We start from the raw sequence: 13,112 nt of genomic DNA, 5'->3' as shown, positions 1-13,112 counted from the left end.
TCATTTACATTCTTTTATCTACAAATAATCCGACAATTTCTGTCATAGCCGCATAAAAATCAAGCCATTCTTTGGAAGGAATTTCTCTAATGACTTCATCTGTTTGGTTATCCACTACTTTGACATAATATTCATTAAGCTTTTCATGTAATTCAAATTGAAGATGGAACTGAGTAGGTTCAATGAGCTTGTTTGCTCCTTGAATCGTTTTATCAATTTCCTCCTTTGAAACCGCACTGCCATTTTCTTGTAAATCTGCGTTTACAGTGTCATTTTGATTATTAGAAAGGCGGGTATGATATGCATCGATAATTGAAGCTAGCGGTGTCAACTTACCAACAGACATAGTTATTCAGCTCCTGTGCTTTAATCTACCTTTTATATCGGCTTTGAATTTTTAAATTAAATATAGATGAGCCGATTTGTTAATGTTTCATATAAATTGAAGCTGAAAGAAAAAAGCACATTGAAAGCTTTTCTACGGGAAAGGAGTGAATGATTAGATAAAAAAATCCTCACTTTTTTTGTGAGGATAATTGAGATAGAAGCTCTGATGACAAGCTTGCAGCGCGACTATTCTCTTCTTGGATGGATAGATAAATTTCTTTTCTGTGAATATCAATATGCTTAGGAGCATCAATTCCGATCTTCACTTGATCTCCTTCAATTGAAATAATCTTAACTTCAATATCATCGCCTATTTGAATCGACTGATTTAATTTACGAGACAGGACTAACATGATGAAGCCACCTCTAACAAGTGTTTTGTATGATAGGCTGAATCATGTAAAATCACCTGTTTGGCTTTCATATTTTTCAGGTTTACAATAATAGGTGCTCTTAAATTGGCTGTCGTTTTCTCAATAGAAGATTCCATTGTTAAGATGACCATCACTTCAACATCATTTGCATCTTCAATACCAAGTATGTCAACAACAGATTCTTCTATATCAAATTCGTATTGATTGAAGAATAAAAATGGACTGCTTACAATAAAACCCAATTCTGCGTTTTTTAATGATTGGAGAACTAAAAAGGGAGATTCTTCTGATAAAGGTAAAATAACAAATTGCTTTTGATCTAGAAATCCTGGTATCCCATTAGAGAAGGTGATGATCTGCTCCTCTTTAATTGTCACTTCACCATGATATTTTGTTTGAATGATCATAATTCACGACCTTTTTCATTTTCTTAACTATACCTTATCACCATTTTAACCCGTATCGTCAACTTCTATTTTCAATTCAGGGTATTGTAACATATCAATATTTAATTTACCTGGATAGTAGGTAACGATAGGTTTATGTGGCGTTGCCTCAATCACAGCTTTTTGCGGCTCAATGTCAATTTGAAGCTCAGAAGGCTGATAATTCACTTTGACACTAAAGAATGAAGGAATGACACCAATCGTGAATTCTTTTGCGGAAGGGCCTCCATTGATTTTGGCAAATTCAGCAATTGCATTACCACCATCCTCAATTTTAATGAGTTCGCTTCCCTCTTCCGCTCTTCTTCCCATTCCTTCTCCAACGGCACGTTTCCCCTCTGCCGCCCACTCCTCGGAGCGCCTAAAAATCGACTTTAAGTCCATATCTGCAAATGCTTCTGATTGATCAATTGTTAATTTTGATGGTGTTCTTGTGATATTCATCACTGCCTTAGGTTGCTCAATTTCAAGGTCCGCTCTTGGCTGTTCTATTACCTGTCTAGAAGGCGTTGTCGACATTTGCAGCTTTGCATATTTTTGTTGCATTAACAATCTAGGAATTTGCATATGTTCACCTCCATGATGCAAAAAAGCACCCAAAGGATGCTTTTTATTATCTTAAGAAATCGACAAGCGACGGCTGAATCACCTTAGCTGTCGTTGCTAAAGCAGCTCTATTCACAACTTCTTGTTGTAAAAGATCAATAATGGCTTTTTCACTTTCAACATCTTCATTATCTGATTTCGCATTTTTCAGCACTTCGTATTGTGAAGTCAAACGACTGCCCACTAAGTCAATACGATTGGATCTAGATCCAAGATCTGAACGCTCCGCACTCATGACCTCTTTAAACTGGTCGATATCCCCAAGTGCCCCATCTGAATTAGTAAATGTTCCATTTTTCAATGAGTTTTCTAGGTCATTCAGCATTTCGATGACATTTTGACCACTTGCAGACTTTCCACCAAACGCTGAAAGTGGATTTGAGTTCACATTCAAAGTAATACCATCTGAAATGTTAGACTTCACTGCATTTGCTTCCGTATAATTTTCAAAGTTAAAAGTATACGTACCGTCCGCATTTTCCACAACAGGTTTTACATTTGTGTTTGTTCCATTAAATACATACTTACCTAACATCTGAGTGTTCATTGCATCAATGATTTGTTTCTTCATCTGACCAATTTCCACTCCGATTGCCGCTAAGTCTTCAGGCTGCTTTGTCCCGTTAGTCGCATCAATTACTTTGTCTCGAACATCTGACATAATATCAATGATTTCAGTAACACTTGTTTCTGATGTATCAATCCAGTTTCGAGCCTCGTTTAAATTATTCTTATATTGTTCATTTCGAAAAAGGGCCGTACTATATTGAAGACTTTTCACTGCCGCAACGGGATCATCCGACGTTTTCGTGAAACGTTTTCCTGATTGTGCTTGTTCATTTATTTGAGAAAGACGTTCATAACTTTTACTAATATTGCGAAGTGAGTTTTGAGAAATCATACCCTGCGTAACTCGCATCAGTTATTCCTACCTTCCTACGACACCCATGCCGTTGATTAGTTTATCTAATACTTCATCTTGTAATGTCACAATTCTTGCCGCAGCATTATACGCATGCTGAAATTGAATCATGTTAGACATTTCTTCATCAATTGAAACAGCGCTAGTCGACATTCTACGTTCATTGGCCGAACTGACAAGGGCAGCTGAATTGCTTTCAAGCGTCTTATTCTTTTTCCCTTGTATACCCATTTCAGCAATAACGTTCTGATAGTAATCCTGAATTGTCGTTGTGTTTCCACCAATTGATAGTTTTAAGTCTTGGATATTTGCTAAATGAGTGGCATTCGAACCATCACCTTTAGTTTGATTGAGTGATGCAGCAATATTATCTGTTGATGCTAAAATTTCATCACTGACCTTGATCCGAGCTGCTACTCCTTTATTCAAATCATTATTATTCTCAATATCAAAGAAATTTTGTCCGTTTTCACCATTTAACGTATACCCTTGTTTATGCACTTCATTGAATTTATCCATGAATACTTGTGCTACTAGATCTAGTTCTGCAAGCATCTCTGGATACATTCCTTTTTCAGTTCCATTAGACATGTAGCCGTAAGCCTCAACAAGTGCTTTCACTTTACCATTTACTTGTAATTGATCTGCTGCAATTGTCGTTGTTCCGAATTGAAGAGAATCTACAAGACCTGTCGTATTGTCATAGGAGATCTGCAATTCAGACTTTTCGTTGGTAATGCCGTTCAGAATGGTTCCAACAGATTGTCCATTTGCACCTATGATGTCAATATTGACAGTACCTTCAGCAATTTTCAGCGCATTTCCACCAGATTGGTTGTAGCTCACCTTAATATCAACAAGAGAGGATAGTTGATCTACAAGGGCATCACGCGTGTCATAAAGATCGTTTGGAAGGTACCCATTTGGCTCAACCTTTGCAATCTGTTTGTTCACTTCATCAATTTGAGTCAAGAGTGTGTTTACATTTTTTGCAGTTGAATCAAGCTCTGTTTTCAAATTCTTTTGTATTGTTGTTAAAGAAGAATTTAGTAGGCGAAATTGATCTACCAAAGCCTGTGCACTCGTTTTTACAACAGTACGTGCAGATGCTGTATCTGCACTTTTCGTTTCAGAAAGGACCTGTAATGATTTCCAAAGATTATCAAAAGCTCTGTTTAAGCCTTCATCTGTTAAATCATTCATGACTCCTTCCATTTGTGAAAGGGCATCAGACTTCGCTGCATAGTAAGACATGTTGTTATTATGACCTCTGTATTGAAGGTCTAAAAAGCTGTCTCTAATTCTTTCAACGGTTCCAACTTGAACACCAGTTCCCATTTGTCCATAGGTCTTGCCGTCATACACAGAAATAACTGGATAAGGGTTATCTGATTTAAAAGTAACTCTCTGTCTTGAATAGCCATCCGTATTTGCATTGGACACGTTGTTTGATGTGACATACAGCCCTGCACGCTGGGCTGTAATTCCTCTTTTTGCTGTTTCTAAACCCATGAATGTAGAACCCATTGGTATCCTCCTTGATTACGCCTTTGAATCAAACAAAGCCATATGCTGTTTAGGCTTCGAACTTCCAAGACCGTTTTGTCCGTAATTCATATTGTCTTTGTTAGGGTTAACGAGATCGAATGTCAGTGAAATAAATTGAAGTGACTGCTGAATGAGCTGTTTATTTAATTCATTTGCATCTTTCAGTTCCACCATGATGTCATTTAATTTCTGAAATAGCGAAATGAGCTCCTCTTTATCCGTACCTTCAGCCTTTTCAATACACGCAGTAATCGTCGGTGATTGATCATTCTGTAAAAATTGAACCGCAGCTTCAATCCGCTTTTCTTCTAGTTGAGAAATGGCCTGAATATATTTTTGCTCAAGATTTAGAATCTCTGAAAGAGCATCAATCTCATTACTTTTCAGAATGTCTGTTTTATCCTTAGACAGCTTTAGAAGCTGTTCGTGTAATCCATAGAGACGATGCAGCTCTTCAATAATTATTTTAACTGACATTCACGCTACTCCTTTTATTATTGTTGTTTATAAAAATTCAGCATTTTATCAGCGATGCCTTTTGTATCAACTTGATATGTCCCAGCTTCAATGCTTTTTTTAATTTGCTCTATTTTTTCTTGGCGTTCTTTCATTAAATTTGGCACCTTTTGCATTTCGATTGCCTTTTTAGAAATTTCTACTTTATCGGTTGTTTTTGGTTGATTCGATTGCAACGTTTGTTTCTCATATGTTTTCTTGTAAGGATTTACTGGTTGTGTTCCATATCGATTAATTTTCACGGGATTCCTCTCGCTTTCCGTTACAGTCTATCTTGATTCTATCTATTTTATCGACCAAACTGCAACTTAGTTTAGGGAATCAGTCATTTTTAGGATTAATGGCATAATAGGTGTCTTTTTTTCTAGATTCGATCTCCTTTTTACGTGCCTCTTCTCGGTTCATTTGACTGATTTGAGAATGAATATCCTGTTCACATTGGCTGCATAGCTTGTTTTTCCTAATCGGTTTGCCACATCTTTCACAAGGATAGTTGATATTCGGAAATTGACTAATTTGAAGTCTTTTCAATCGAATAAATTTTAAAATTAATTCCTCAGCTACTTCTGTTGCTTCTACTATTTCAGCAATTGTCGATTGTCTATTAATTTGCTTCCGCAAGAATTTATAAACGATATCAAATGAACGCTCTTCTTCTTCAAAACACTTGTTACAAACCGTTTGGATGGTCGTTTTCAAAAATAACTGATTACACTGTGGACAGTTTGCCAATTGATTCATAACCAAAACCCCTTACATTATATTCTTCTATTATTATCGGTTGATTATCATTATTTTTAACTGCGAATAAACGTAAAAGAGGAAACACTTTTCGCACCTGAATCTTTTAAAATTCTTGCCGCATCATAGATTGTAGCACCCGTTGTATAGATGTCATCAATTAATATAACATTCCTTCTAACTATCGTATCCGGTTGCTCCAAACGAAATAACCCAGTTTGATATAAACGTTCATTCTTACTCTTCTTAGACTGCTTACTTTGATGACTCTTAACGAGTGGCTGAGTCATAGGCGTACCAAGTAAGGAAGCCAGCACAACAGATTGATTGAATCCTCTTTCCTTTAATCTCTCTTTACTTAAAGGGATTGGAATTAGTAAATGGTCTTTCATTGAAAACGAGCGCTTAAATGCTGCTTGAACATCTTGCTTAAACAGCTCAGCTAAAGCAGTATCACCTCGAAATTTGAAACGAGCCAGAATGTCTTTCATAAAATCGTTATAGGCATAAACAGACCTGTTTTTCACAAGAACTTCAGTAGAATCAGCTCTTTCATTCCAACGGATACAATCTTGGCATAATTGATCACTTGTCTGTGCTCTTCCGCATTTGGGACAAATAGGATCATGAATCTTCTCGAGACGATTTATACATGCCAGACATATACAGTCTTGATCTGATAGCAGTAAAGATTTCCATGTAAAAGCAGTTACAAAATGCCCGTCACAGATTGGACAAATCAAATAATCTCTCCCTATTCGCCGCTCGTTGAATGGCGCATCTCGGATAAGCTGTTACTTTTGAGGCCGCTCCTATAAGAATGGTCAGTATAGTTGTATTTTTTTTATCCACCATCTCCGATTTACTGTAAGATATCTTGTCTATGTCTGTTATATATTGTGGTTTTACTTGATTTAATAAAATGGCTAATACATCTTCCAGACACTTTTCACAATGACAAATCATATTTAATTGGTTGAGATATTGATAGAGTGATTCTTTTAGTCGTATTTTTTTGCATTAAAAAGCATCTCTCTCCTACCATTTGTGTATTATGAATATAAAGTACCATGATTTAGTTGATCCCACACTTTTTTTCAGAAAACTCGCTCATAGCCGTTTGATTCATTTGTACAATATGCTTCTTAGCTTGTTTCATATTTCTCGTTACACCAAAATGAAAAAAAGAAACATCTCCCTTAGAATATTGAGGATGCCTACCTGCTCTTCCAGCAATTTGAACAAGTGCACTTTCTGTAAAAATAGTAGATTCTGCACCTAATACACCCACCTGAACATTTTGAATGGTCACACCTCTTTCTAGAATAGTCGTTGTAACAAGTACATCGTATGCATACTCTCTAAATCGTTTGACTTTTAATTTTCTATCTTGATCGTCAGCAGAAACACCCTCTACATTTAAGTGAAGCCCTCGAAGAATAATCGTTGCTTCCTTCATCATGGCGATCGAAGGAACAAAAAGTAAAATTCTTCTCTTTTCTTTGATATGATGTTGTATCCACTTCGTCACAACAGACGGCAACTGTTTCTTTTTTATCTTCTTCTTCCACTGCCCTATCCATTTAAAAGACGGGACAGGCAAAGGTTGTTGATGGAAACGAAGAGGGATCTTCACAGCTTCTAATTGTCCATTAGAAACATCTCTTTTCATGTTTCGAGATGGTGTGGCACTTAAATATATCTTGACCCCTTTTTTACGAATGGCCTTTTTTACAGCAAACTGGAGACGCTCATCTATTGAATAAGGAAATGCATCAACTTCATCTATGATTATGACATCAAAAGCATCCTTGTATCTAAGAAGCTGATGTGTTGTAGTGATCATAAGTGGCGCTAATTGAAATCTCTCAGGACTCCCACCATAAAGCACAGCGATATTCAATCCTTGAAATACTTTTCTAATCCGCGGTTCGAGTTCAAGTACAACATCTGTTCTCGGCGTTGCGATACATACTCGCCGACCTATATTTAACGCATACTCAATCCCATGAAAAAGAACCTCTGTTTTCCCTGCTCCACAAACAGCCCAAATTAATAAGTCAGACCTGCTTTTTATTGCTTCAATGATCTTTTCAGATGCTCTCTTTTGCCCTTTAGACAACTCTCCTTTCCATGTTAATGTTGCTTGGAATGTTTCATCACAATTCGGACCAACCCATTCATAAAGAGCATTGCATTCTGTTGCTTTTCCCATCATGATACATGATCTGCAGTACACACATTCTTTTTTGCAATTTTCACATGGTGAGAAGGCAAAATATCGCTTATTTGACACACCGCACCGGCAACATCTAAAACCGTTCGACCCAATCTCAATAGCGGGAGTCCATTTTATTAAGCCCTGTTCCTCCAGCCTATCAAGACTGAGCTGTGAGCAGCGACATTCAAAAGTAAGCAGATGTCTCGATTGTAGTTGCTGTCTAAGTTCCATTGCTTTACTCATATTCATTTCAAACAAACACCTTTCAATTGATGTTTGCCTATTATGTACGAAGACTTGCCCTTTCGTCCAACTACAAAAATGGAAAAACAAATCCCCTTTTCTAATAGAAAAGAGGATTTTTAAATCTACCTTATTACCCAGCCAAGACCAATTGATCCTTCGCCTAGATGAGTACCAATAACAGCACCAAAGTAGCTTTTATAAAATTCTACATGAGGATATTTCGCTGATAAATGCGCAACCAATTCATCTGCTTCTTCATCTCTATTTGCATGGATAATTGCTGCTCTCATAGGGACTCCACGACTTGCATCTTCATCAAATAATTCCAAAATACGCAAAATGGCTTTTTTACGTGTACGAATCTTTTCAAAAGGTACAATTCGCTTATTGTCAAAATGAAGAATAGGCTTTACCTTTAAGAGACTTCCAATAAAGGCTTGCGCACCATTTAGTCTGCCGCCTCTTTGCAAATGAGTTAAGTCGTCTACCATAAAATATGCTCGTTCATTTTCTTTCAGTTGATTTAAGTGTGCAATGACCTCTTCGGGGAGAGCTCCTTCTTGAATTTTTTCTGCCGCTTCTAATGCATAAAAGCCCTGAACCATACAGCTGCTTTCCGAATCAAAAGGGTAAATGTCAATCCCTTCAACCATATCGTTCGCTGTGACTGCACTATGATAGGTTCCGCTGATTGCGCTTGAAAGATGGATACTAATGACAGCATCGTAAGTTTTACTCAGCTTTTCATATAAGTCTACTAATTCACCAAAAGCGGGCTGAGAGGTTGTGGGAAGATCTTTATGTTTTTTTACTTCTTCATAATACGTCTTCCAGTCCATCTCTATTTCTTCTCGATACGATTCGCTACCAAAGATAACATGAAGGGGAATCATATGTATTTGATGTGCGTCACGTAGTTCTTGCGGTATATAAGCAGTACTGTCTGTTACAACGGCTATTTTCATTCTTAAATACCTTCCTTATCCGTTACTGTTTTCCATTTTTTTAAAAAAACCTTTGGTTTTCATTAGATTTATAATAGTAATCAAAAAAGCTTGCCTAATCAATAGGCAAGCCATTTTCTCCGCAAAAGACTCCTTGTATCGCAAATACCTTCTCACAATTAAACGACGTGAGAAAACCGAAACAGTCGAAAAAGGAGTGCTTGTCCGGAATATTATCTCATTTCTACCCAGCCGTTTTTAATAGCCACTACAACAGCTTGTGTACGGTCATTTACATTCATCTTTTGTAAAATGTTACTCACGTGATTTTTCACTGTTTTCTCACTAATAAAGAGCGATTCACCGATTCCTCTATTGCTCTTACCATCAGCTAACATTTGGAGTACTTCACATTCACGTCTTGTTAAGATGTGCAATGGTCTACGAATCTCCGGATATACCTCATGCTGAGGATGTGCGGAAACACCACTAGTTGCCAAGCGCCGGAATTCATTTACTAGATTATGAGTTACTTTCGGATGTAAATAAGAACCTCCGTCAGCTACTACTTTAACAGCTTCAATGAGTGTATCTGCATCCATTTCTTTTAACAGGTAGCCTCTTGCCCCTGTTTTTAATGCATGCGTTACATAGTTTTCATCGTCATGAATAGATAGAATAATGACTTTTGATTCGGGATAAAGCTCAACTAGCTGCTTTGTTGCCTCTACTCCATTTACATTCGGCATATTAATGTCCATAATGACTACATCCGGATGATAATGCTCTACGATACGTGCAGCTTCGTCACCGTCGTCTCCTTCTGCAACTACTTCAAAAGTAGGTTCAAAATCTAAAATCCGTTTGACACCTTCACGGAATAATTGGTGATCATCGATAATTACAATATTTACTTTAGTCACAAGCTACGCCTCCCCATGTTTATTGTTCTACACCTGATCTTTATGGTCAATATGTCTTTTGGCTCTATTTTACAATTTTATTTTGTAATGTTAATGGCACTCTAATCATGATGAATGTCCCTAGACCTATTTTTGAGTCAATCGTCATTTTACCTTCTAGTAAGTCTACGCGTTCTTTCATGCCAAGTAAACCAAACGATTTGTTCTTGTTCGTTTTGACATCTTTCATATCAAAACCTTTTCCATCGTCTTTGATAATTAATGTGGCAAAGTCTTTCGTTACTTCTACTTTTACAGAGATTTCCTCTGCCTCAGAGTGTTTTAAAGAATTTGTTACAGCTTCTTGAGCTAGTCTAAAAAGTGCCACCTCGAATTGAGAGGGAATTCGTTCACTTTCTGTATCACCAATGCATTGGAATGTAATCTTTGTTTTCCCATCATACTCTTCAATTGTGTTTAAGTATTTTCTTAATGTTGGAATGAGACCTAAATCATCTAGAGCCATCGGTCTTAAATCATAAATGATTCTTCTCACTTCGTACAGTGCATTTCGAACATTTTGTCTAAGACTTCTAATTTCCTTAAAGCCTTCCTCTGTACCGCGGTCTCTAAAAATCCTTTCTATTAATTCAGAACGCATCATCACGTTTGCAAGCATTTGTGCAGGACCGTCATGAATTTCCCTTGAGACTCTTTTGCGTTCTTCTTCTTGGGCTTCAATAATTCTTAGACCAAAATCTTGTTTTGCTTGGGCATCTTCAAGCAAAACGCCCACTTGACGTAAATCTTGATTGAGATAGTTGAGAACGACAGTGATTTGACTGACAAGTGTTTCAGAGCGTTCGATAACGTCTTGTAAGCTTAATAATCGTCTTTCAAGATCGTCTCTTCTTTCTCTCAACTGTTTTTCACGCTGCTGTATCATGGTGAGTTCTACTTGAAGATTATGTGCTTTTTCGTAAGCTTCTCTAATTTCATCTTCGCTGAATTTGTTGAAATTCCTGCTGACCTCAGATAAACGGTTTCTGGCATGCCTCGTATGGACTTCTAGTTTATCCCCAAAGTCGATCACTTCGTTCACTTGCTGCTTGATTTGCTTGAGCTCTTCTACTAGGCTTTCATATTGCTGACGGGACTGCTCGCCTATTCTAAATACTTCGTCCTTGCTGTCATCCACTGTACTTAGCATTTTCATGATGATTGAATCCAACAGTTTCGGATCCATTTTTGCTGTTGTCATGGCTCTTCCCTCCCGTAACAGTGATGTCATCTTTTTTTATTATAAATGTCATTGATCTGCATTTTATGTCGAATTATAATGAGAGAATGCGTATAAATCATGAAGTTTTTATGACAACCCTTTTTCCGCTCCCTTCATCATAACAAAATACGCTGTAAAATTCTAAAACCAATGCAAATTTTCTCTAGACTTACAATTTACTAGTCAGGAGGGTATGTCTTTTGCTGAATCGCTATCTTACAGTAAAAAGTCGTGGCGAGCATGAGATCGTCATTGAAAAATCACGTTTTATTTGTCATATACAACGTGCTGTCTCAGAAGAAGAAGCACAAGCATTTATACAGTCCATTAAAAAACAACATTGGAATGCCACACATAATTGTTCAGCTTATCTCATTGGTGAAAATGACATGATTCAAAAGGCAAATGATGATGGTGAACCAAGCGGTACTGCCGGTGTGCCAATGCTTGAGGTGTTAAAAAAACGTAAGCTTAAAGATACAGTCGTTGTTGTGACTCGTTATTTCGGCGGTATTAAACTAGGTGCCGGCGGCTTGATCCGAGCATACGGAAAATCTGTATCTGAAGCATTAAATCACGTCGGTATTGTTGAACGTTGTTTAATGCGTACAATGCACACAACAATAGATTATACATGGCTAGGAAAGGTAGAGAATGAGCTTAGAGCCTCATCTTTTCAGCTAAAAGAGATACATTATGCAAAAGACGTTATTTTTGAGACTTATGTAGAAGAAACGCAAACAGATTATTTTATTGAATGGATGACAGAGCTTACAAATGGAAAGAGTGTTACAAAGGAAGGCGAACTTACTTATTTAGAAAAGGACATTGGTTCGATAAAGGAGACAGATGAATGGCACAACGAGTAAGAGTGCGCGTACGAAAGAAAAAGAGCAAGAAGAAAAGGATTTTCAAACGTATTTTGGTTTTATTTTTGCTTCTCTTCATCTGCCTAGGCGGATTTGCAGTATATAAAATCGTCAATACACTTCAAGCTGCTGACAAAACATATGATGAACTAAATCGCGGTGAAAAATCTAAGCTCCGTGACGCTGTTATTGATATTAAGAAAAAACCTTTCTCTGTTCTATTTGTTGGAATTGAGGATTATGCTACAAACAACGAACATGGTCGTTCAGATTCACTCATAGTTGCAACAATCAACCCTCAGGATAAAACCATGAAGATGGTCAGTATTCCTCGTGATACACGGGTACAGCTTGCAAGTGACCCAACAGGAAAGAAAGTAAAGATCAATGCAGCCTTCGCTAAAGGTGGAAAAGACGAAACGATTGAAACTGTCGAACAATTCTTGCATATTCCAATCGACAAATATGCAACCGTGGATTTTGACGGCTTCAAAGATGTCATTGATGAGGTTGGAGGAATTAATGTAGATGTTCCATTTGACTTCAATGAAAAAAGTGACGTCAAAAAATCAAAAAAGATTTATTTTAAAAAAGGAACGATGCATTTAAACGGGGAAGAAGCATTGGCTTACGCTCGTATGAGAAAACAGGACCCGCGTGGTGATTTCGGGCGTAACGATCGCCAGAAACAAATTTTACGTGCAATGATTGATCAAATGTCGAAACCAAATAACATTGCTAATGTGGATAATATCGCAAAAGAAGTGAGCGATCATATCACAACCAACTTCCGTATCACAGAGGGACTTGCTCTTCAGCAAATCTACAGTGGTTTCAAAGGAGACGACACAGAAACACTCTCAATTAAAGGAACTGACCTTTATTTAGGACCAAATCGCACGTACTTCTTTGAACCAGATCAAACCAATTTGGCCAAAGTGCAAAATGAGTTAAGAGCCCATTTGAAGCTGCCTGCTGAACCATCAACTGAAACAAATTCACAGACTGATTCTTTTGGTGAAACAGGAACAACGGATTCAACGACTTCTCGTACAAATTCATCGACACAATGATGAAACAGCCCGCTTCCTATGAAACGGGCTGTTTT

At 37.3% G+C, this 13,112-nt stretch carries 17 protein-coding genes; 2 read left to right on the top strand and 15 right to left on the bottom strand.

Annotated features, from left to right (window positions below):
- Positions 1-4 precede the first annotated feature (4 nt).
- From flaG to ABVJ71_RS13265, 15 genes are all read right to left on the bottom strand, one after another.
- Entirely contained in the window at positions 5-346 is a 342-nt protein-coding gene (gene flaG / locus ABVJ71_RS13335) for a flagellar protein FlaG (protein ID WP_353854445.1), read from the bottom strand.
- A gap of 169 nt (positions 347-515) precedes the next feature.
- Positions 516-740, bottom strand: coding sequence for a carbon storage regulator CsrA (gene csrA / locus ABVJ71_RS13330; protein WP_353854444.1), 225 nt, complete (start codon positions 738-740; stop codon positions 516-518).
- The gene (gene fliW / locus ABVJ71_RS13325) at positions 734-1,168 is read right to left on the bottom strand and encodes a flagellar assembly protein FliW (protein WP_353854443.1); all 435 of its coding nucleotides are present in this window, start codon (positions 1,166-1,168) and stop codon (positions 734-736) included. The genes csrA and fliW overlap by 7 nt, the downstream gene beginning before the upstream one ends.
- Before the next feature lie 45 nt (positions 1,169-1,213).
- On the bottom strand, positions 1,214-1,774 hold the full coding sequence (locus tag ABVJ71_RS13320; protein ID WP_353854442.1) for a DUF6470 family protein: 561 nt from the start codon (positions 1,772-1,774) through the stop codon (positions 1,214-1,216).
- Positions 1,775-1,820: 46 nt separating this feature from the next.
- Entirely contained in the window at positions 1,821-2,732 is a 912-nt protein-coding gene (gene flgL / locus ABVJ71_RS13315; protein ID WP_353854441.1) for a flagellar hook-associated protein FlgL, read from the bottom strand.
- Between the two features lie 9 nt (positions 2,733-2,741).
- Entirely contained in the window at positions 2,742-4,262 is a 1,521-nt protein-coding gene (flgK, locus tag ABVJ71_RS13310; RefSeq protein ID WP_353854440.1) for a flagellar hook-associated protein FlgK, read from the bottom strand.
- A gap of 15 nt (positions 4,263-4,277) precedes the next feature.
- Positions 4,278-4,760, bottom strand: coding sequence for a flagellar protein FlgN (locus tag ABVJ71_RS13305; RefSeq protein ID WP_353854439.1), 483 nt, complete (start codon positions 4,758-4,760; stop codon positions 4,278-4,280).
- 17 nt (positions 4,761-4,777) lie between these two features.
- Positions 4,778-5,041, bottom strand: a complete 264-nt coding sequence (gene flgM / locus ABVJ71_RS13300) for a flagellar biosynthesis anti-sigma factor FlgM (RefSeq protein ID WP_353854438.1) — start codon at positions 5,039-5,041, stop codon at positions 4,778-4,780.
- A gap of 79 nt (positions 5,042-5,120) precedes the next feature.
- Complete coding sequence (locus tag ABVJ71_RS13295; protein ID WP_353854437.1) at positions 5,121-5,540, bottom strand: TIGR03826 family flagellar region protein; 420 nt, start codon at positions 5,538-5,540, stop codon at positions 5,121-5,123.
- A gap of 56 nt (positions 5,541-5,596) precedes the next feature.
- Positions 5,597-6,031 carry a phosphoribosyltransferase family protein gene (locus ABVJ71_RS13290; protein ID WP_353854436.1) on the bottom strand — a complete coding sequence of 145 codons (435 nt, stop codon included), beginning with the start codon at positions 6,029-6,031 and terminating at the stop codon, positions 5,597-5,599.
- A 232-nt stretch (positions 6,032-6,263) separates the two neighbouring features.
- Entirely contained in the window at positions 6,264-6,551 is a 288-nt protein-coding gene (locus ABVJ71_RS13285) for a late competence development ComFB family protein (RefSeq protein WP_353856671.1), read from the bottom strand.
- Positions 6,552-6,615: 64 nt separating this feature from the next.
- Positions 6,616-7,758, bottom strand: coding sequence for a DEAD/DEAH box helicase family protein (locus tag ABVJ71_RS13280; RefSeq protein WP_353854435.1), 1,143 nt, complete (start codon positions 7,756-7,758; stop codon positions 6,616-6,618).
- A gap of 371 nt (positions 7,759-8,129) precedes the next feature.
- Positions 8,130-8,972, bottom strand: a complete 843-nt coding sequence (locus ABVJ71_RS13275; RefSeq protein WP_353854434.1) for a DegV family protein — start codon at positions 8,970-8,972, stop codon at positions 8,130-8,132.
- Positions 8,973-9,184: 212 nt separating this feature from the next.
- Positions 9,185-9,874 carry a two-component system response regulator DegU gene (degU, locus tag ABVJ71_RS13270; protein WP_008348273.1) on the bottom strand — a complete coding sequence of 230 codons (690 nt, stop codon included), beginning with the start codon at positions 9,872-9,874 and terminating at the stop codon, positions 9,185-9,187.
- A 64-nt stretch (positions 9,875-9,938) separates the two neighbouring features.
- On the bottom strand, positions 9,939-11,114 hold the full coding sequence (locus ABVJ71_RS13265; protein ID WP_353854433.1) for a sensor histidine kinase: 1,176 nt from the start codon (positions 11,112-11,114) through the stop codon (positions 9,939-9,941).
- 221 nt (positions 11,115-11,335) lie between these two features.
- Between ABVJ71_RS13265 and ABVJ71_RS13260 the strand changes: the two genes are divergently transcribed.
- Complete coding sequence (locus ABVJ71_RS13260) at positions 11,336-12,004, top strand: YigZ family protein (RefSeq protein WP_353854432.1); 669 nt, start codon at positions 11,336-11,338, stop codon at positions 12,002-12,004.
- Complete coding sequence (locus ABVJ71_RS13255) at positions 11,989-13,077, top strand: LCP family protein (protein ID WP_353854431.1); 1,089 nt, start codon at positions 11,989-11,991, stop codon at positions 13,075-13,077. Before ABVJ71_RS13260 ends, ABVJ71_RS13255 begins: the two co-directional genes overlap by 16 nt.
- Positions 13,078-13,112: the final 35 nt, after the last annotated feature.

Origin of the sequence: Bacillus sp. Bos-x628 (assembly GCF_040500475.1) — a bacterium.
Lineage (GTDB): Bacteria > Bacillota > Bacilli > Bacillales > Bacillaceae > Bacillus > Bacillus maqinnsis.
This window is presented reverse-complemented; position numbering and strand designations above follow the sequence as displayed.